General features: G+C 73.6%; 21 protein-coding genes. 15 read left to right on the top strand and 6 right to left on the bottom strand.

Annotated elements, in window-relative coordinates; translation table 11 throughout:
• The first annotated feature begins 7 nt into the window (after positions 1-7).
• The 11 genes from HT134_RS14390 (at position 8) to HT134_RS14340 (ending at position 10,564) form a co-directional block, all read left to right on the top strand.
• Positions 8-1,015, top strand: a complete 1,008-nt coding sequence (locus tag HT134_RS14390; protein ID WP_246364388.1) for a hydroxyacid dehydrogenase — start codon at positions 8-10, stop codon at positions 1,013-1,015.
• Positions 1,016-1,055: 40 nt separating this feature from the next.
• A complete protein-coding gene (locus HT134_RS14385; RefSeq protein ID WP_175600833.1) occupies positions 1,056-2,360 on the top strand; it encodes an ABC transporter substrate-binding protein in 1,305 nt (434 codons plus the stop codon).
• Positions 2,361-2,416: 56 nt separating this feature from the next.
• Positions 2,417-3,346 (top strand): carbohydrate ABC transporter permease, encoded by a 930-nt coding sequence (locus HT134_RS14380; protein WP_175600832.1) that lies wholly within the window; start codon positions 2,417-2,419, stop codon positions 3,344-3,346.
• Positions 3,343-4,164 (top strand): carbohydrate ABC transporter permease, encoded by an 822-nt coding sequence (locus HT134_RS14375; protein ID WP_175600831.1) that lies wholly within the window; start codon positions 3,343-3,345, stop codon positions 4,162-4,164. Before HT134_RS14380 ends, HT134_RS14375 begins: the two co-directional genes overlap by 4 nt.
• The gene (locus HT134_RS14370; RefSeq protein ID WP_175600830.1) at positions 4,161-4,871 is read left to right on the top strand and encodes a ferredoxin-NADPH reductase; all 711 of its coding nucleotides are present in this window, start codon (positions 4,161-4,163) and stop codon (positions 4,869-4,871) included. The genes HT134_RS14375 and HT134_RS14370 overlap by 4 nt, the downstream gene beginning before the upstream one ends.
• 127 nt (positions 4,872-4,998) lie before the next feature.
• Positions 4,999-6,450, top strand: a complete 1,452-nt coding sequence (locus HT134_RS14365) for an MFS transporter (protein ID WP_312888121.1) — start codon at positions 4,999-5,001, stop codon at positions 6,448-6,450.
• An 81-nt stretch (positions 6,451-6,531) separates the two neighbouring features.
• Positions 6,532-7,137 (top strand): DUF4396 domain-containing protein, encoded by a 606-nt coding sequence (locus HT134_RS14360; RefSeq protein WP_175600829.1) that lies wholly within the window; start codon positions 6,532-6,534, stop codon positions 7,135-7,137.
• 108 nt (positions 7,138-7,245) lie between these two features.
• Positions 7,246-8,421, top strand: coding sequence for an alpha/beta hydrolase family protein (locus HT134_RS14355; protein ID WP_217707814.1), 1,176 nt, complete (start codon positions 7,246-7,248; stop codon positions 8,419-8,421).
• Positions 8,422-8,632: 211 nt separating this feature from the next.
• On the top strand, positions 8,633-9,001 hold the full coding sequence (locus HT134_RS14350) for an STAS domain-containing protein (RefSeq protein WP_175600827.1): 369 nt from the start codon (positions 8,633-8,635) through the stop codon (positions 8,999-9,001).
• Between the two features lie 51 nt (positions 9,002-9,052).
• Positions 9,053-9,463 carry an ArsR/SmtB family transcription factor gene (locus HT134_RS14345; protein ID WP_175600826.1) on the top strand — a complete coding sequence of 137 codons (411 nt, stop codon included), beginning with the start codon at positions 9,053-9,055 and terminating at the stop codon, positions 9,461-9,463.
• A gap of 93 nt (positions 9,464-9,556) precedes the next feature.
• Positions 9,557-10,564, top strand: coding sequence for a cation diffusion facilitator family transporter (locus tag HT134_RS14340; protein ID WP_175600825.1), 1,008 nt, complete (start codon positions 9,557-9,559; stop codon positions 10,562-10,564).
• On the opposite strand, the gene HT134_RS14335 is transcribed toward HT134_RS14340, so the two are convergent.
• Positions 10,555-11,469, bottom strand: coding sequence for an SDR family oxidoreductase (locus HT134_RS14335; protein ID WP_175600824.1), 915 nt, complete (start codon positions 11,467-11,469; stop codon positions 10,555-10,557). The two genes, HT134_RS14340 and HT134_RS14335, sit on opposite strands and share 10 nt — an antisense overlap.
• 131 nt (positions 11,470-11,600) lie before the next feature.
• Here HT134_RS14335 and HT134_RS14330 point away from each other — a divergent pair, with 131 nt between their 5' ends.
• The gene (locus tag HT134_RS14330; protein ID WP_175600823.1) at positions 11,601-12,506 is read left to right on the top strand and encodes a prenyltransferase/squalene oxidase repeat-containing protein; all 906 of its coding nucleotides are present in this window, start codon (positions 11,601-11,603) and stop codon (positions 12,504-12,506) included.
• On the opposite strand, the gene HT134_RS14325 is transcribed toward HT134_RS14330, so the two are convergent.
• Positions 12,475-12,675 (bottom strand): hypothetical protein, encoded by a 201-nt coding sequence (locus tag HT134_RS14325; RefSeq protein WP_175600822.1) that lies wholly within the window; start codon positions 12,673-12,675, stop codon positions 12,475-12,477. The two genes, HT134_RS14330 and HT134_RS14325, sit on opposite strands and share 32 nt — an antisense overlap.
• A 456-nt stretch (positions 12,676-13,131) precedes the next feature.
• Between HT134_RS14325 and HT134_RS14320 the strand changes: the two genes are divergently transcribed.
• Positions 13,132-13,761: a phosphoribosyltransferase gene (locus HT134_RS14320; protein WP_175600821.1), complete on the top strand. Its 630-nt coding sequence runs from the start codon at positions 13,132-13,134 to the stop codon at positions 13,759-13,761.
• Between the two features lie 97 nt (positions 13,762-13,858).
• Positions 13,859-14,191, top strand: a complete 333-nt coding sequence (locus tag HT134_RS14315) for a putative quinol monooxygenase (RefSeq protein WP_175600820.1) — start codon at positions 13,859-13,861, stop codon at positions 14,189-14,191.
• Between the two features lie 55 nt (positions 14,192-14,246).
• On the opposite strand, the gene HT134_RS14310 is transcribed toward HT134_RS14315, so the two are convergent.
• Positions 14,247-14,549: a 4a-hydroxytetrahydrobiopterin dehydratase gene (locus HT134_RS14310; protein WP_175600819.1), complete on the bottom strand. Its 303-nt coding sequence runs from the start codon at positions 14,547-14,549 to the stop codon at positions 14,247-14,249.
• Positions 14,550-14,706: 157 nt separating this feature from the next.
• On the opposite strand from HT134_RS14310, the gene HT134_RS14305 reads away from it, so the two are divergent.
• Positions 14,707-15,504, top strand: a complete 798-nt coding sequence (locus HT134_RS14305) for an alpha/beta fold hydrolase (RefSeq protein WP_175600818.1) — start codon at positions 14,707-14,709, stop codon at positions 15,502-15,504.
• 5 nt (positions 15,505-15,509) lie between these two features.
• Here HT134_RS14305 and HT134_RS14300 read toward each other — a convergent pair whose 3' ends face one another.
• From HT134_RS14300 to HT134_RS14290, 3 genes are read right to left on the bottom strand one after another with little or no spacing between them, the layout of a single operon-like run.
• A complete protein-coding gene (locus tag HT134_RS14300) occupies positions 15,510-16,496 on the bottom strand; it encodes an endolytic transglycosylase MltG (protein WP_175600817.1) in 987 nt (328 codons plus the stop codon).
• On the bottom strand, positions 16,493-17,005 hold the full coding sequence (locus tag HT134_RS14295) for a SigE family RNA polymerase sigma factor (protein WP_175600816.1): 513 nt from the start codon (positions 17,003-17,005) through the stop codon (positions 16,493-16,495). Before HT134_RS14295 ends, HT134_RS14300 begins: the two co-directional genes overlap by 4 nt.
• A 49-nt stretch (positions 17,006-17,054) precedes the next feature.
• A complete protein-coding gene (locus HT134_RS14290) occupies positions 17,055-18,554 on the bottom strand; it encodes a PucR family transcriptional regulator (RefSeq protein WP_175600815.1) in 1,500 nt (499 codons plus the stop codon).
• Between the last annotated feature and the right edge of the window lie 107 nt (positions 18,555-18,661).

The raw sequence follows: 18,661 nt of genomic DNA, 5'->3' as shown, positions 1-18,661 counted from the left end.
AACTCGATTGAGACGGCCACAGGCCCTGCTGGTCATGGACCCCGCCACGTTCAGCACGCTGTTCGAGGAGCCACAGCTCCGCCGGTTGCGTGAACTCGCCGAACTGGGCGACCCCGTCGTGACCGACGACCTCGACACCCCCGAGGTGCGGCGGCGGCTGCGCGAGGTGGAGGTGCTCGTCACCTCCTGGGGCTGCCCGCGGCTGAGCGAGGAGCGGCTGGCCGACGCGCCGGGGCTGCGGGCGATCTTCCACTGCGCCGGCACCGTGCGCACGTTCGTCACCGACGAGGTGTGGCGGCGCGGGATCCTGGTGACCAACGCCGCGGACGAGAACGCGATCCCGGTCGCCGAGTTCACGCTGGCCGCGATCATCTTCGCCGGGAAGAAGGCCCCGTTCCTCGCCCAGGACGCCCGGCGTCACCGCGCCGACTGGTCGTTCGCGACCAGCCGCGGCGAGCTGAGCAACCGGGGCCGCACCATCGGCGTCGTCGGCCACTCCCGTGTGGGCCGCCGGGTCGTCGAGCGGCTGCGCGACCTGGAGGTGGAGGTCCTGGTCGCCGACCCGTACGCCGACGCCGGCGAGGTGGCGGCGGCGGGCGCCCAGCTGGTCGCGCTGCCGGAGCTGCTGCGCCGCAGCGACGTGCTCACCCTGCACGTGCCCGCGCTGCCGTCCACCCGGCACCTGATCGGCGCCGCGGAGCTGGCGATGCTGCGCGACGGCGCGACCGTCATCAACACCGCGCGCGGCGCCGTCATCGACACGGCGGCGCTGGAGCGCGAGTGCGTGAGCGGGCGGCTGGACGCGATGCTCGACGTCACCGACCCCGAGCCGCTGCCGGCCGACTCACCCCTGTACGACCTGCCCAACGTCATGATCACCCCCCATATCGCCGGGTCACTCGGATCGGAGACCCGGCGGATGAGTGAGAGCGCGCTCGACGAGCTCGAACGCTACCTGCACGGCCGGCCGCCCCGCGCGGCCGTCACCGCCGACGAGTTCAAGGTCAGCGCCTGAGTCCCGGCGACCGGCTCGACGGAAAGGAGACCGGATCAACATGATCTCTTCTGACATCTCGGCGAGCGCCGCTGGGCGCCGCCCGGTCCTGCGGACCCTGGCGGCGGTGGCCGCGCTCTCGCTGGCGGCGACGGCCTGCGGCGGCTCGAAGGACGACGCCGGTGGGGACGGCGGAAACGTCACCCTGTCGGTCACCGTCTGGAACATGGGCAAGACGCCCGAGTTCAAGGCCCTGTTCGACGCGTTCGAGGCGGCCAACCCCGGCATCAAGGTCAAGCCGGTGGACATCCTCGCCGACGACTACGCCGACAAGGTCACCACGATGCTGGCCGGCGGCGACGACACCGACGTCATCACCATGAAGAACGTCACCGACTACTCGCGCTACTCCAGCCGCGGCCAGCTCACCGAGCTCACGGACCTGGCCAAGGCGCCCGAGGCGGCCCAGCTCGCCGGCCTGGACGCCTTCGACGTCGGCGGCAAGTACTACGCGCTGCCGTACCGGCAGGACTTCTGGCTGCTCTACTACAACAAGAAGCTGTTCGACCAGGCCGGCGCCAAGTACCCCGGCACGCTGACCTGGGACGAGTACGTCAAGCTGGCGCAGCAGCTCACCAAGGACACGGGCGGCAAGAAGGTCTACGGCACCTACCAGCACACCTGGCGGTCGGTGGTGCAGGCGATCGCGGCGGCGCAGACGGGCGGCGACCAGCTCGGCGGCGAGTACTCCTTCTTCGCCGACCAGTACGCCGTGGCGCTCGGCCTGCAGAAGGCCGGGGCGACGCTCGACTTCGGCACCGCGAGCGCGCAGAAGTCCGACTACAAGACGATGTTCGAGACCGGCGCGACCGCCATGCTGCCCATGGGCACCTGGTACATCGCCAACCTGCTGAGCGGCAAGGCCGAAGGGAAGATCGACGTCGACTGGGCGATCGCGCCGATGCCGCAGCGTCCCGGGGCGACGGGTGTGACGACGTTCGGCTCGCCGACCGCGTTCGCCGTCAACAAGAAGGCCGAGCACGCCGACGCGGCCAAGAAGTTCGTGCAGTTCGCGGCGGGCAAGGCCGGGGCCGAGGCGCTGAGCGGGATCGGTGTGGTGCCGGCGTTCAAGAGCCCCGAGATCACCGAGGCGTACTTCAAGCTCAAGGGCATGCCCGCGGACGAGACGTCCAAGAAGGCGTTCGAGCCGGACAAGGTCGTGCTGGAGATGCCCGTCAGCGACAAGACCTCCGACGTGGACACCATCCTCAAGGAGGAGCACGAGCTGATCATGGTCGGCGAGAAGTCGGCCGCCGACGGCATCCGGTCGATGAGCGAGCGGGTCAAGAGCGAGGTCCTCAACTAGCGACCCGCGTGCAGCCACCCGCCACCCGCCCGCCCCAGAGCTCGTAAAGGACACCCATGGCTCAGGTGATCACACGACCGGCGCCGGCCGCGCCGCGGGCCCGGCCCCGCGGGCGGCGGGCCTGGCGCGACATCCTCGTCGGCTGGAGCTTCATCCTCCCGAACTTCGCCGGCTTCCTGTTGTTCACCATCATCCCGATGCTGACGGCGTTCGCGCTGGCGTTCCTGAAGTGGGACTCCTACAGCGACCCCGAATGGGTGGGTCTGGACAACTTCGCCCGCATGCTGGGCGACGAGAACTTCCACGTCGCCCTGCGCAACACCCTGTTCTACGCGGCCGGCCACATCCCGCTCACCCTGGCCGCAGCGCTCGGCCTGGCCATCGCGCTGAACCGGAAGCTGCGCGGGGTGCCGTTCTTCCGCACCGCGGCGTTCTTCCCGTACATCACCTCGCTGGTCGCGGTGGCGGTCGTGTGGAACATGCTGTTCAACCCGACCGCCGGGCCGATCAACCAGGTGCTGGAGGCGATCGGCGTGTCGCAGCCGCCGCGCTGGGTGGCCAGCAAGGACTGGGCGATGCCCGCCGTCGTCATCACCAGCGTGTGGCGGGACATGGGCTACTACATGGTGCTCTACCTGGCCGGCCTGCAGACGATCCCGAAGGAGTACTACGAGGCGGCGCGGGTGGACGGCGCGAACGCCTGGCAGCGGTTCTGGGGCATCACGGTGCCGTCGCTGCGGCCCACGACGTTCTTCGTCGCGGTCATGCTGACGATCCAGAGCTTCAAGGTGCTCGACCTGATCGTCGTCATGACCGACGGCGGGCCCGGCCGCAGCACGCTCGTCCTGGCCCAGCTCGTCTACCGTGAGGGCATCACCGAGGGCCGGTTCGGCTACTCGTCGGCGATCGCGCTCGTGCTCTTCCTCATCGTGCTGACCGTGACGGTCGTCCAGTTCCGCATCAACGAACGGAGGAGCGCCTCATGACCGCGCTCGTCCGGCGGGTGCTGGCGTACGCGGCGCTGACCGTGATGGCGGCGCTGGTGCTGGTGCCGTTCGCGTGGATGCTGTCGTCGTCGCTCAAGCGCGACAACGAGGTCTTCACCGTGCCGATCCAGTGGATACCGAACGAGCTGCGCTGGTCGAACTTCGTCGACATCTGGGAGCGCATCCCGCTGCTCACCTACCTGGGCAACTCGATGTTCCTGTCGGTGACGATCACGGTGCTCCAGGTGCTCAGCGGCAGCTTCGCCGCCTACGGCTTCTCCAAGGTGCGCTTCCCCGGCCGCGACGCGCTCTTCCTGGCCTACATCGCCACCATCGCCGTGCCCTGGCAGGCGTACATGGTGCCGCAGTACATCATGATGCAGAAGGCCGACCTGACGAACACGCACCTGGCGATCATCCTGCTCCAGGCGTTCGGCGCGTTCGGCGTGTTCCTCATGCGGCAGTACTACATGTCGATCCCGGACGAGCTGTGCGAGGCGGCGCGGATCGACGGGCTCAGCGAGTACGGCATCTACCGGCGGATCATGCTGCCGCTGTCCAAGCCGGCGCTGGCCAGCCTGGCGCTGCTCACGTTCGTCAACACCTGGAACGACTACATGGGGCCGTTCATCTACCTGACGGACAACGACCTGTGGACGGTGCAGCTCGGCCTGCGCTCGTTCATCGGCCAGTACGACGCCGAGTACGCGATGATGATGACCGGCGCGACGCTGTCGGTGCTGCCGATCCTGGCGGTGTTCCTGCTGGGGCAGCGCTACTTCATCCAGGGCATCGCGACCAGCGGGCTCAAGGGATGACCGGGCGGCCCTCGTCGCCGGGCGCGCGGAGCCTGCTGCGGCCGGCGCGGCAGGGGACGTACGAGAAGGTGTTCGCCGCCGCCTACACCTGCCTGGCGACGAACGCGATGCTCGCCGTCGCCTGCGCCCCGCTGCTCGCGGCCCTCGCGCTGGTGCGCGACCCGCTGGCGTCGTGGCCGTTCTTCGCCGTGCTGTCGCTGGTGTGCGCGCCGGCGCTGGCGGGGGCGTTCCGCTGCTTCGCCGCGCTCGGCTCGGGCTCCGCCTCCGTGGTGCGGACGTTCTGGGCCGGCTACCGGAGCGGTGCCCGCCCGGCCCTCGCCGTGTGGGCGGCGGGCGCGGCGGTCGTGAGCGTGCTGGTCGTGGACGGAGCCGTGGTGGCGCGTACGGCCTGGGGCCCGGCGCTGGTGCCCTTCTTCGCCACGGCGGTGGTGCTCGTGGTCGCCACGGTGGTCGCCCTCGTCACGCTGGTCGCCGGCGGGGCGGCACCGGTGCGGCTGCGCGCGCTGGTGCGGCCGTGCGTGTACCTGGTGGTGCGGCGGTGGTACCTGGCCGCCGCGAACACCGTGGTGCTCGCCCTGGCCGTGGGGGTGGTGCTGGCCAGGCCGGTGCCGGGCCTGCTGCTGGCGTGCGCGCCGCTGCTGTACGCGGTGTGGGCCACCACCCGGTTCGTCCTCGCCCCGCTGACGTCACGGGACGCCACCACCTGAACCACCTGTGGGACACACGTGAGCCTCCGGAGGTCCGCCTCCGGGGGCTCACGTGCGTCCTGGACGTGCGGTACCCGGGTATGGTCTCCTATAACTCGTACATCAGTGTTCAAGTTAAGGAGATCTCGTGGAACACGGACCTGTCGCGTCCGCGCCCCCGCACGGGACGCGGGCCACCGCCGGATGGGCCGCGCTGGCGCTGCTCTGCCTGGCGCAGTTCATGCTCATCGTCGACATCACGGTCGTGCAGGTGGCCCTGCCGAGCATCGGGGCGGACCTCGGCCTCGGCCGCGAGGCGCTCACCTGGGTCGTCACGACGTACACGCTCAGCTTCGGCGGGCTCATGGTGCTCGGCGGAAGGCTCGCGGACGCGCTCGGCGCGCGGCGGACGCTGCTCGCCGGACTGGCCGTGTTCACCCTCGCCTCGCTGGTCGCGGGGGTGGCGGCGGACGGCGCCACGCTCATCGCCGGCCGCGGGCTTCAGGGGGTGGGGGCCGCGCTGATGTCGCCGTCGGCGCTCGCCGTCATCACCGGCGCCTTCCACGGCGACCGGCGCGGCCGGGCGCTGGGGGTGTGGGCGGCCATCGGCGGCTCCGGCGCCGCCGCGGGCGTCCTGCTGGGCGGGCTGCTGACGGCCGGACCCGGCTGGACGTGGGTGTTCTACGTGAACGTGCCGATCGGCGTGCTCCTGATCGCCGCCCTGCCGGCCGTCGTGCCCGCTCCCGAGCGGGCCGCCCGGGGCGGCCGGGCCGGGATCGACGTGCCCGGCGCCGCGGCCGTGACGCTGGCCACCGGGCTGCTCATCTACGGCCTGGTCGGCGCGGGCGACGCGGGCTGGGCCTCCGCGCGCACCCTGCTGCCCCTGGCCGGCTCCGCCGTCCTCTACGCCGCGTTCGTGCTGATCGAACGCGGCGCGCGGGAGCCGCTCATGCGGATCGCGACGCTGACCCGCCGCCCGGTGCTCTCCGGCGTCTTCGTCATGCTCATGGCCACCGGGCTCATGCTCGGCCTGTTCTTCCTCAGCTCGCTCTACCTCCAGCACGTGCTGCGCATGAGCCCGCTGGAGACGGGCCTGCTGTTCCTGCCGGTCGCGGTCGCCATCACGGCCGGCGCGCAGCTCGGCGCGCACCTGATCGGCAGGGTCGGCGGGCGGCCCGTCGCCGTGGCGGCGTTCGCGCTCACCGCGCTCGGGGCGTGGCTGATGACGCGGATCGACCCCGGCGCGAGCGCCTGGGCGACGCTGCTGCCGGGCTTCGTGGTCGCGGCGCTCGGCATCGGGCCCGCGTTCGTCACGGCCACGACGACGACCATGGCCAACGTCCCGAGCGACGAGGCCGGTGTGGCGTCGGGCGTGGTCAACACCTTCCACGAGCTGGGCGGCTCGATCGGCGTCGCGGTCGTCTCGTCCGTGGCCGCGGCCGGCCTGGCGCCGGGGGCCACGGGGATCGGCGGCTTCACCGGCGCGCTGGTGGTGTGCGCGGTCGCCGCCGCGGGCGCCGCGGTGGTGTCGCTCGGGCTGGTGCCGGGCGGCAGGCCGGCGGGGGCGTTCGTGGGGCACGGACACGGGCACGGACACTGACGACCGCTCCTTCCCGGGGTCGCCGCGTGACACATATACCCCCTACCCGTATGATGGCCGGGACGCAAGGAAGGCAGGACCATGGAGAACCCCACCGGCCACTCGACCGGCCCCCACGCCGCCCCCCACCCCGGCCACCACGCCCGGCACGCCGACGGTCACACCGACCACCACGCCGAGCACCCCGGTCACCACGCCGAGCACGCCGAGCACGCCGGCCATCACGGCGGCCACCACTCGGGCGCGCCCGCGGCGACCTGGCAGGCCGCGGCCCAGGCGACCCTGCACTGCCTGACCGGATGCGCCATCGGCGAGGTGCTCGGCATGGTCATCGGCACCGCCGCCGGGCTGCACAACGCCGGCACCGTCGTGCTGTCCGTGGCGCTGGCGTTCGTCTTCGGGTACGCGCTCACCATGCGCGGCGTGATGCGCGCCGGCGTCGGGTTCCGCTCGGCGCTCAAGGTGGCGCTGGCGGCCGACACGGTGTCCATCATCGTCATGGAGCTGCTGGACAACGCGGTGATGGTGCTGGTGCCCGGCGCCATGGACGCGGGCCTGACGAGCGGGCTGTTCTGGGCCTCGCTGGCCGGGTCGCTGGTGGTGGCGTTCCTGCTGACCACGCCGGTCAACCGGTGGCTCATCGGCCGGGGCAAGGGGCACGCCGTGGTCCACCAGTACCACCACTGACCAGGACCCCGCGCCTGGTCCCGGACGCCCGGGTACAGCGGAAATCGCAGACGGGAGCGGCCGTTCGACCGAAGCCCGCCCGTCCCCCGGATCGGGACCATGGGCGCCATGAACATCACGATCACCCGCGCCGCCGGCCTGGCCGGCGGCGTCACGGCGAGCCTGCTCGCCCTCCTCACGACCGTGCCGGCCCGGGCCGAGACCGCGAGCCCGGCGCGCGCCGCGGCCACGGCGGCCACGAGCCCGGCGCGAGCGGAGGCCGGGAGCGTTGCGCTGCCCGCACCGACCGGACCCCGGCCGGTGGGCACCGTCACCCTTCACCTCGTCGACCGCGGCCGCCCCGACCCCTGGGTGCCCACCGAGAAGGCCAGGGAGCTGATGGTCTCGCTGTGGTACCCCGCCGCGAAGGGCGGCGGCGGGACCGCCGCGTACATGACCGCGGAGGAGGCGAAGGCCCTGCTGGAGGGGCAGAAGATCACCGAGATCCCGAGCGAGGTGGTCAGCGGGATCAGGACGCACGCCGTCACCGGGGCCCGCCCCGCCGGGCGCCCGGGGACGCTGCCGCTGGTGGTGCTCTCGCCCGGGTTCACGATGTCGCGCTCGTCGCTGACCACGCTCGCGGAGGAACTGGCCAGCCGGGGCTACGTGGTGGCCGGCGTCGACCACGTCCACGAGTCGTTCGGCACGAGCCTGCCCGGCGGACGCCTCGCCGGCTGCGTCGCCTGCGAGGAGCAGGAGCGCGACCCCTGGAAGTTCGGCGACAAGGCGGTCAGGAGCCGGCAGGCGGACGTGTCGTTCGTGCTGGACCGGCTGCTCGGGCGGCACCCGGCCTGGAAGGGCGCCCGGCTCGTCGACCGCTCGCGCATCGGCATGGCCGGACACTCGCTGGGCGGCGCCGGCGCGTCGTGGACGATGCTGAAGGACTCCCGGGTGAAGGCCGGGGTCAACATGGACGGCTCCTTCTTCGTGCCCCTCCCCGAGCAGGGGCTCGCGCGGCCGTTCCTGCTGATGGGCGCGGGCGAGGAACACGAACCGGGCGGCGAGGACTTCACGTGGGCCCGCGACTGGCCCCGCATGACCGGCTGGAAGCGCTGGATCACGGTGAAGGGCGGCGACCACGGCTCCTTCACCGACTACCCGCTGCTGACCAAGCAGTCGGCCAGGGAGCTGGAGGTCACCCGGGCCTACGTGGCCGCCTTCATGGACCGGCACCTGCGCGGGGAGGACGAACCGCTGCTGGACGGCCCTTCCGGGGCCTTCCCCGAGGTGCAGTTCTGGCGGTGACGCCGGCCGATCGGGACGGCCCCGCGGAGCTCGTACCGGTCACTTGAGGACGTCCGGGGCCCCAGGGCCGTCACCCGCCGCAGTGCCGGCCTTGGGGCGACTCAGGGGCGCCGGGGTGCCCGATGCGCGTACGCTGACAGGAGCGGTGACTTGCTCGCGTTCGGCTTGAGCGCACAGGCGATCTCTTTCGCACCGTGGATCGGACCCGATCGTGACAGCCCTGACCGTTCAGTCGGCGCACGACCAAGATCACACCATCATCTCCCTGATCGGCGACCTCGACGCACTGACGGCCCCGCGCCTGGAGGGCGTCGTCGAGGCGGCCCTGCGCGACGGGCTCCGGCACCTCACCGTGGACACCACCGGCCTCACCTTCTGCGACTGCTCCGGCATGGGGGCCCTGCTGCGCGCCCAGCGGGCCGTGACAGCCGCCCAGGGCACCATGACGCTCGCCCACGTGCACGGCTACCTGCGGCGGATCCTCGACGTCACCCGGGTCGGCGCGGCCTTCTCCGAGGGGCCCGGCCGCGGGTTCCCGTGCTCCGTGCCGCCGCAGGCCGCCATGGAGCAGCCGGCCTGAGGCGGGAGACGCTCCTCGACGCCTGACATCCGCCCAGCTAGGCTCGGTCATATGAACAGTTCTTCACAGGAACAGGTGACCGCGCTGGAGGGCTGCGCCACCCGGGTGGTCGACGCCGACCGGGTCGCCGTCGTCAGCTCCCGCATGCCCGCCGAGACCGACCTCGTCGACACGGCCGACATCTTCGGCCTGCTCTCCGACCCCGGGCGGCTGCGGCTCCTGCTGGCACTCCTCGACGGAGAGCTGTGCGTGTGCGACCTTTCGGTGGTGACCGGCCTGAGCGAGTCGGCCACCTCCCACGCGCTGCGCCTGCTGCGCGCGCACCGCGTCGTCGCCGTACGGCGGGCCGGCCGCATGGCCTACTACCGGCTGGACGACGCCCACGTCCGCATGCTGCTCGACCTCGCCCTGGCGCACACCGAGCACACCCAGGCCATCCACCCCGAACGCAAGGAGTCCTGAACGCCCGTGTTGACAGGCGAGCCCAGCCCGCCCATAAACTCAACATATGAACATCAATTCAGATGTTGTGCGCGTCGAGGAGGAGGCGAACCCATGACCGACCGCGAGCGGGGGCACGGCCACGGCCACGGGCAGGGTCACGGCCACGGGCATGCCGTCAGCGTGGCGGGCGACCGCCGCCACCTGACCGCCGCCCTGGCGCTGATCGTCGGGTTCATGGCGATCGAGGTGGTCATCGGGTTCGTCGCCGGGTCGCTGGCGCTGATCTCGGACGCCGGGCACATGCTCACCGACGCCATCGCCATCGTCTTCGCCCTCGTCGCGATGCGGATCGCGGCCCGGCCGCCGCAGGGCGGGTTCACGTACGGGCTGAAGCGCGCCGAGATCGTCTCGGCGCAGATCAACGGTGTGACGCTGCTGCTGCTGAGCGCGTACTTCATCGTCGAGAGCGTGCGCCGCTTCGTGAACCCGCCCGAGGTCGAGGGCCTGTACGTGGTGCTGACCGGCCTGGCCGGCATCGCGGTCAACCTGGCGGCCACCTGGCTGCTGGCCCGGGCCAACCGCGGCAGCCTCAACGTCGAGGGCGCCTACCAGCACATCCTGAACGACCTGTTCGCGTTCATCGCCACGACCGTCGCCGGCGCCGTGGTGCTGTTCACCGGCTGGACCAGGGCCGACGCGGTCGCCGCCCTGGTCGTGGCCGCGCTCATGCTCAAGGCCGGATGGGGGCTGGTGCGCGACTCGGCGCGGGTGTTCATGGAGGCGGCGCCCGTCGGCATGAACCCCGCCGAGATCGGCCGCGAGCTGGCCTCCCTGGACCACGTCGTCGAGGTGCACGACCTGCACATCTGGGAGGTGACCTCGAACTACCCGGCGATGTCGGCCCACGTGCTGGTCACGCCGGGCGACGACTGCCACGCCGTACGGCTGGCGGCGGAGCGGCTGGTGCACGACCGGTACGGGATCGAGCACACGACGCTCCAGGTGGACCACGCCCCGTCCGACGTGCTGACCATCGGCGAGCCGGACCGCCACTGCGCCGACTCGCACGGCCCGGCCCACCGCCCCGATCCGCGCCCCGGGAGCAGGGCTCAGCGGTAGCCGGTGGTGTCGGCGGGGCGGCCGGCGTCCATCACCTCCACCAGGTACCGCCAGCAGTCGGGCCGCGACCCGTCCACGTCCGTGAACCCGTACTCCCGGGCCAGCTCCCCGCTCGACACCGACCGCCCGCTCCACCGGGCCACCTCCGGGTCGGCGGCCAGCGCCGCCACCGCCCGCCCGGTGAAGCGCGGCGACTCCGAGATGGCGAAGTGCGGCTGCGCGGCGGTCGCGTCCCGCCAGGTGTCCTCGGTGACGCCGAAGCCGTCCAGCATCATCTCCGAGCGCAGCCACCCCGGCGTCAGCGCCACGGCCGCGCAGCCGTGCGGCCTCAGCTCGTGCGCCTGGGAGTACGCGAGCCGGATGACGGCGGTCTTGGCGAGGTCGTAGAAGGACGAGACGCGGTAGTGACGGTCGTTGTAGTCCTTGGTGCCGTCGGTCATCTCCACGACCAGGCCGCCCGGCCTCCTGATGAGCAGCGGGAGCGCGTGGTGGCTGGTGACGAGGTGCGTCTCGACGGCCAGGCGCAGCAGCCGCAGCCCGCCGTCGAGGTCGTGCTCCCAGAGCGGCGTCTCCCACTGGGCCAGCTTCTCACCGCCCCACACGTCGTTCACCAGCACGTCGAGCCGGCCCTGCTCGCGGTCGATCCGCTCGACGAGCGCGCGGACCGCGTCGTGGTCGAGATGGTCCACCCGGACGGCCACGCCCTGGCCGCCGGCCCGCTCCACCAGTTCGGCCGTCTCCTCGATGGTCTCCGGCCGGTCGTACTCGGAGCGCTGGTCCCGGGTCGTGCGGCCGGTCACGTACACGGTCGCCCCGGCGGCGCCGAGCTCCACCGCAATGCCTCGCCCGGCGCCCCTCGTCCCTCCGGCGACCAGCGCGACCTTACCCTTCAACGTCTGTGTCATGGCTCGACGCTGACAGGTAAAGCCGACAGGGCGTGTCATGTTTTCCGCGACCGGCGATCCCGGTGGGGTTCCGAGGTGGGCCGTCCGATTCCGACAAGACCGGGGCCCGCCCCGGTGGGCAGGCTGAGGGCATGAGCATCGACCTCTCCGCGGCCGCGGCCTTCATGGCGACGCACGCGCGCGTCCTCGACCGCCGCCGCTTCACCCTGCTGACCGGACTCCTGGAGGGGGCTCGCGGCGACGCGGCTCCCGTGCTGTCGGCCCTCGACGCGTACCGCAACGCGGACGGCGGCTACGGCTGGGGCCTCGAACCCGACCTGCGCTCCCCCGGGAGCCAGCCGGGCGCCGCCATGCACGCTTTCACGGTGTTCGAGGACGTCGCGCCCGTCACCGATCCGCGGGCGGCCGAGCTGTGCGACTGGCTCCTGTCGGTCTCGCTGCCGGACGGCGGCCTGCCGTTCGCCCTGCCCGCCACGATCACGGCCGGCACCGCCCCCTGGTGGGCGGGGGCCGACCCGGCGGTCTCCTCGCCGCAGATCACCGCGGTCACCGCCGCGGCGGCCCACCGGGTGGCCGCGCACGACCCGGCCGTCGCCGCCCATCCGTGGCTGGAGCGGGCCACCGCGTACTGCCTGGACGCGACCGCGGCGATCGAGCGGACGCCGCACGCGTACGAGCTGGCCTTCGCGGTGCGCCTCCTCGACGCGGCGCACGCCGCCCACCCGGCGCGCGTGGCGGCGCTCCTGGACCGGCTGCGCCCGTACGTCCCGGAGGACGGCGTCATGCGGGTCGAGGGCGGCAAGGAGGACGAGCGGCTGCGTCCGCTGGACTTCTCACCGTTCCCGGACGGCCCGTCGCGGTCGCTGTTCGCCAAGGAGACGATCGACGCGGACCTGGACCGGCTGGCCGCGGGCCAGCAGGAGGACGGCGGCTGGACGGTCGACTACGCCCACTTCTCGGCGGCGAGCCCGCTGGAGTGGCGCGGGCACGCCACCGTGCAGGCCGTCACCGTCCTCCACCACAACGGCCGCCTCTGACCGCGTCCCTCCGGGGAGCCGTCACATGGTCCGGCTCTCCGGCGGGAAGCCCGTCCAGCGCCTCCTTCGCCGGCCTGGCGCCTCGCTCGCGCTCCTGCGCGGGGATCTCGTCGGGGGACGCCTCGCCGTGGCGGGTGAGGTACAGGTATCGGGGCGCTTTGCCGTTCATGTCCCGAAACTGTATGACTCTGCAGCCCCGGTGGAGAGAGGGCAGTGTCGTCCGGGATAGTGACGGCTCGGCCGGTGCGCTGGTCACTCTGGAAGACGTGACCCGGCAACCGGACGCCCGCTGACCATGGGGGACGCTCGCGCGGTGACGGAGCGGCACCTCGGCCTCTTCCGGAACGTCCCGGCCGCGCGCCCCGGCCTCTGCCGCGTCTGCCACTCCGCACCGGCCGAGCCTCCCGGACGTCACGCCCCACCGGCCGGGGACCCAGGACGCCGCGCCGCACCGTCCGAGGAGCCGGGACGCCATGTCGCCCCGGCCGGGGCGCGCCTCGTCCTGGCGAGGTCCCGCGCCGCGCGGGAGGAGCGCCGCGTCGCGCGCGATGAGCCGCACGGCCCCGCCCACCTGTGCGCCGGCTGTCTCCGCGCCGCCGCCGGCCTCCACCGTCACACTCCCCACGTGGTGCCCGTCTCGCTGTGCGCGCGGACGGGCGACGACAGGCGGCTGTACGACCTCGTGACCCGCCGCCGCACCCCGCCCGGCGAGCCGAGCCCCGCCACGCTGCTGGCCGCGACGCTCGCGCGCTTCCACCGGGCCCACCTGCGCTGCCTGACACGAGCGGCGGGCGGGCCGTTCACGCTGGTCACCACGGTCCCCGGGGCGGGAGCCGACCGGCCGGTCGAGGCGTTCGACCTCCTGCCGCGCGTCGTGCAGTGGGTCTCCGCGCTGCGCGGCCGGCACCGGCCCGTCCTCATGCCGGGCGGCGACCGCGCCGCCGAGGCCGCGCTGACCCGCCACATCCCGGACGAACGGGCCTTCCACGTCCTCGGCCGGCTCGACGGCGAGCGGGTGCTGCTGCTGGACGAGCTGTTCGTCACCGGGGCCCGCGTGCAGAGCGCCGCCTCGGCGCTGTACCGGGCCGGGGCCGAGGAGGTGGTGGCGCTGGTCGTGGCCCGCCTCGCGGACCCGTGGGCCGACACGCGGCTCGCGGACGCGTGGGCCCGGCCGTACGACTTCGGCCGCTGCTGCCTGTGCGACCCGGCGGCGCGCCCCTCACCGGACGCCGGGCCGCGGGCCGGACCCGGGTGACGGCGTGCCCCCGGGCGTAGGACTCCGGGTGGCGGGCGAGGCTGGGTTAGTCTCGTGGGGTCACCAGTGCCGACGCACCCGAGCCCAGGGGACCTGCATGATCTTCATCACCGCGAAGTTCCGCGTCCTGCCCGAGCACGCCGACCGCTGGCCCGAGATCGCCGCGGAGTTCACGGCGGCCACGCGCGCCGAGCCCGGGTGCCTGTGGTTCGACTGGTCGCGCAGCCTCGACGATCCGCACGAGTACGTCCTGGTCGAGGCGTTCCGCGACAGCGAGGCGGGGGCCGCGCACGTGACGTCGGAGCACTTCCGCACGGCCCAGCGCACGCTGCCGCCGCACCTGGCGGAGACGCCGCGCATCGTGAACGCCGACGTCCCGCAGCAGGACTGGTCCGAGCTGGGCGAGATGGCGGTCACCGGACGCCCCTGACCAGGCGCGGGGATCCCGGCGCGGTCGCGGGCGGCGCGCTCCTCCGGCCCGGAGCTCACCCGCGGTCGCGGGCCGCTCCGCTGAGCACCCGGTCGATCCGGGCGGCCAGTTCCACGTCCTTCTCGGTCACCCCGCCCGCGCTGTGCGTCCGCAGCGTGAACCGGACGCCGTCGCCGGTGCGCTCGATGTCGGGATGATGGTCGAGCGCGTTGGCCTCGTTCATCACCGCCTCACTCAGCCAGCTGTAGCTGTCGGGCGTTATCGGCACGTCCTTGAGCAGCGCGTCGTCCTCACGCCGCCACCCCTGGAGGGCCGCCAGCGCGGTGTCGATCTCCTCAATGCTCAACCGCTCGACCATGATGTCCCCTTAAGAGTCGTTTGTCCTATGGCTGGCTTACCACCGGAGCACCGCCTCACACCCCCGCCACCGGCCGCCCCCGCCACCGATGAGTTCCGCCCGTCCCGGAGGTCTTACCTCCCGCACGTTCGAACACAGCACGGAAGGACCACCGGCCATGACCACCCACACCCTGCGCGTCCCCGGCGCTCGCCTCCACTACGAGGTGCGCGGCAGCGGCCCGCTGCTGCTGCTCTTCGGCTCCCCGATGGGCGCCGCCCCGTTCACGCCGCTGGCCGAAGCGCTCGCCGGCGACCACACGGTCGTCACGCACGACCCGCGCGGCATCTCCCGCAGCGTCCTCGACGACCCGGACCAGGACTCCACGCCCGACCTGCGGGCCGACGACGTCGCCGCCCTCCTGGACCACCTCGGCGCCGACACGGCCGACCTGTTCGGCAGCAGCGGCGGCGCGGTGACGGGCCTGGCCGTGGCCGCCCGCCACCCTGGGCGGGTGCGGACCGTCGTGGCGCACGAGCCGCCGCTGCTGGAGCTGCTGCCGGACGCGGCCGAGCGGCGGGCCGCGACGGACGACGTCGTCGAGACCTTCCACCGGGAGGGCCACGGCCCGGCGTGGGCGAAGTTCATGGCCGCCGCGGGGTTCGACGTCGAAGCCGCGGGGCCGCCGCAGGGCGGGTTCTCCGAGCAGGACCTCGCCGACAGCGCGCGCTTCTTCGCCCACGAGCTGCGCGGCACCACCCGGTACGTGCCCGACCTCGCCGCACTGAGGTCGGGCCCGGGGCGCGTGGTCGTGGGCATCGGCGCCGAGTCGGGCGGCCTGGTCACGTACCGGACCTCGACGGCCCTGGCGGACCTGCTCGGCACGGCGCCGGTGGAGTTCCCGGGCGAGCACGGCGGGTTCGTCACCCACGCCGGGCCGTTCGCCGAGACCCTGCGGAAGGCGCTGGCGGGCTGACCGGCTCACGACCCTGCCCGGGTCCTCCTCTTCTGCTCGTCGAGGAGGCTCTCGTACTCCGCGGGTGAGCGGGCGAACTTCGTCGCCCCGGTCCTCGGGTCCACCGTCACGTAGTACAGCCAGGACCCGGGGGCCGGGCGCAGGGCCGCCTCGATGGCGTGGCGGCCCGGGTTGCCGATGGGGCCGGGCGGCAGGCCGTGGTAGCGGTAGGTGTTGTAGCGCGACCGGCTCTTCAGATCGGCGTCACTGGCGGCGACGGCGTACTTGCCGAGGGCGTACATGAGCGGGCTGTCCATCTCCAGCTTCATCGGGGGCCGGTGGCCGAGGCGGTTGTAGATGGTCCGCGCGATCTTCGGCATGTCCTGCCAGCTGGACGCCTCGGCCTGGACGATGCTGGCGACGATCATGATGTCGCGGGGGTCGCGGCCGAGGCGGCGGGCGCCCTCCACGAGCCCGAGCTGGTCGGCTGTGCTCCGGTGCGCCGTGACCATGTCGGCGAGGATCTGCTCGGCGCTCCGGCCCGGCGCCACCTCGTAGGTGCCGGGAAAGGCGAACCCCTCCAGGGAGCCGTTCGCGTAGTCGGGCAGGCCGAGCGCCGCGCCGTCCTTCGCCGCGCGCTCGAACTCCGCCGGCGGCCTGCCGCTCGCCCGCGCCAGCCTCCGCAGCGTGTCGGCGAGCCGGAATCCCTCCTGCACCGTGACGACGGCCTTCCCGTCGCGCTCGGAGCTCGCGGTGATCTCGCCCTCGGGGTGCGTCATGGGGCCGGTGGCGACGGCCGGGCCCGGCGACTCACCGGACAGCCCCCGCACCGCCACCGCCGTCCCCGCCGCCAGCACCGCGACGGCCGCCGCGGCCGCCAGCGCCATCCCCCGCCGCTTCCCCCCTCGCGGGCCCGGTACCGCCGCCGCCCGGAGGAAGCGTTCCGGCGGGGGCGGCGGCTCCTCGTGCGCCATGTCGGCCAGGGTGTCGCGCAGCACGTCCTCGATGTTCATCCCAACTCCCTCACGGCGCTCAGCTCGGGCGCGGCCTGCTTGAGGCGTTCCAGCGACCGGTAGATCTGGCTGCGGACCGACCCGACCCGCACGCCGAGCAGCCGCGCGATCTCGGTCTCGGACAGGTCCTCGAAGTAGCGCAGCACGAGCACGGCGCGCTGGCGGGGCGTGAGCCGGGCCAGCGCCTCCCGCATGACCAGCCGCAGCTCCGCGGCGTCGGCGTGCTCCCCGCCGGCCTGCTCGGGCAGCCACTCGGCGGCCACCTCGCTGACGCGGGACCGGCGCCGCCACCGGCTCACCTGCTCGTGGTACATCGCCCGCCGGACGTACCCCTCGACGGCCCCGGGGTCGCGCAGCCTCGCCCACCGCGCGGCCGTCTTGGCCAGCGCCGACTGCACCAGGTCCTCGGCGGCGTGCCGGTCACCGGTCAGCAGGTACGCGGTCCGGAACAACGCCGCCGACCGGGCGACGACGAACTCCCGGAACTCCGTCTCGACTCCTGGATCCACCCGTCCTCCTCGCTCTGTCACCAGGCAAGGACGCGGCCGGGTCCGCGATCTATGCCTGCGTGACGCGGCCCGGAGGCACCAGGTCGCCGAGCGAGACGGCCAGCCAGAGCTGGAGGCGGTGCCCGGGGTCGGTCAGCGGGCGCCCCGAGACCCGCTCGGCGGCGGCCAGCCGGCGGCGCAGCGTGTTGCGGTGCACGCCGAGCCGCCGGGCGGCGACCTCCAGGTTCTCCCCCGCCTCCAGGTAGGCGCGGACCGAGGCGACCAGGTCACCGCCGTGCCGGTCCTCGTGCTCGCGCAGGGGGCGCAGCACCGCGCCGGAGAAGCGGCGCGCCGCCTCGGGATCGACGGCGTCCCTGAGCAGCGCCCACGCCTCCAGGTCGTCCACGTGGGTGTAGCCGTCGCCGCGCCCGGCCAGCGCCGCCGCGTGCCGCGCCGCCGCGGGCAGCTCGTCCAGGCTGAGCGCCCGGCAGCCGCCCCCCGCCGCGCCCAGCCGCGCGCACAGCTCCGCGCCGCGCCGCCGCCCCTCCTCCGGCAGCACGAACAGCACGCCCTCGGGCCGGGGACAGACGAACGCCAGCTCCTCCGCCTCCGCGTCGGCGACCACGTCGGCCAGCGCCTCGACCGCCGCCTCCACCGGCACCCGCGGCCCCGCCACGACCACCTCGTACGGCGGCGCCGCCACCGAGCACAGCTCGCCGAGCTGGCGCGTGGACAGCCCGCCGTCGAGCACCGCGGACAGCAGCGCCGCCCGCTGGGCGTGCGACCTGGCCCGCCCGGCGCGCACGCCCAGCAGCTCGATGGCCAGCAGGCAGACGGCGTGGTTGGTCAGCATCCTGACGTGCCAGTCCAGGGGTGAGGCGGTGCGCACCGCGAGCCAGCCGGTGGGCGGGCCGGTGAAGCCGAGGCTCTGCACCTGGACGGCCTCGATGCCGTCGTCCATGACGCCGGCGCTGCGCCGGGCCGCGCTCCCCGCCGCCTCGACCGCCCTGGCGTGCCACGGCCGCTCGCCCGCCGGGACGCTCGCCCGGGTGCCGCCGTTCGGGTCGAGCAGCAGGACCTCGCCTCCGGCGTGCTCGGCCAGGGCCCGCAGGATGCCGGCGGTGCCGGATCCCAGCGCGGCCCGGGCCATCGCCTCCTGGGCGGCCACGACCCGCCGCTCCCCGCGTACCCGCTCGTCGGCGTGCCACCGGGCGACGGCCTCGGTCACGGCGATGAACGGGGTGAGGATCTCCAGGACCGGCAGCCCGCACGCGTCGGCGGCGGCCAGGACGTCGCCCGGCACCTCGGTCACGGCCTCGCCGAGCGCGAAGGCCAGCGCGGCGCAGCCCGCGCCCGACAGCCGCTCGACGTAGGCGCGCCGCCCCTCGGCGTCGGCGGGCAGGCCGAGGCCGATGGTCATGACCAGCTCGCCGCCGCGCAGCCACGGCACCGGGTCGGCCAGCTCCGACACGTGCGCCCACCGCACGACGCGGCTCAGCCCGGCGCGTCCGGCCAGCAGGCGCATCTCCATGCCGGGCAGCGTCATGGCCTGGGCGGTCGTCAGGGCCATGCCGGCTCCTCAGCGGTGTGCATACCGCACTCTAATTCACCGCCGGCGGTGCGATTCGTCCCGGGTCGGATCCCTCTGACCTGCGCATATCGTCGTCGCACCCCCTG

Origin of the sequence: Nonomuraea rhodomycinica, assembly GCF_013363995.1 — a bacterium.
In the GTDB taxonomy this organism is placed as follows: Bacteria; Actinomycetota; Actinomycetes; order Streptosporangiales; family Streptosporangiaceae; genus Nonomuraea; species Nonomuraea rhodomycinica.
This window is presented reverse-complemented; position numbering and strand designations above follow the sequence as displayed.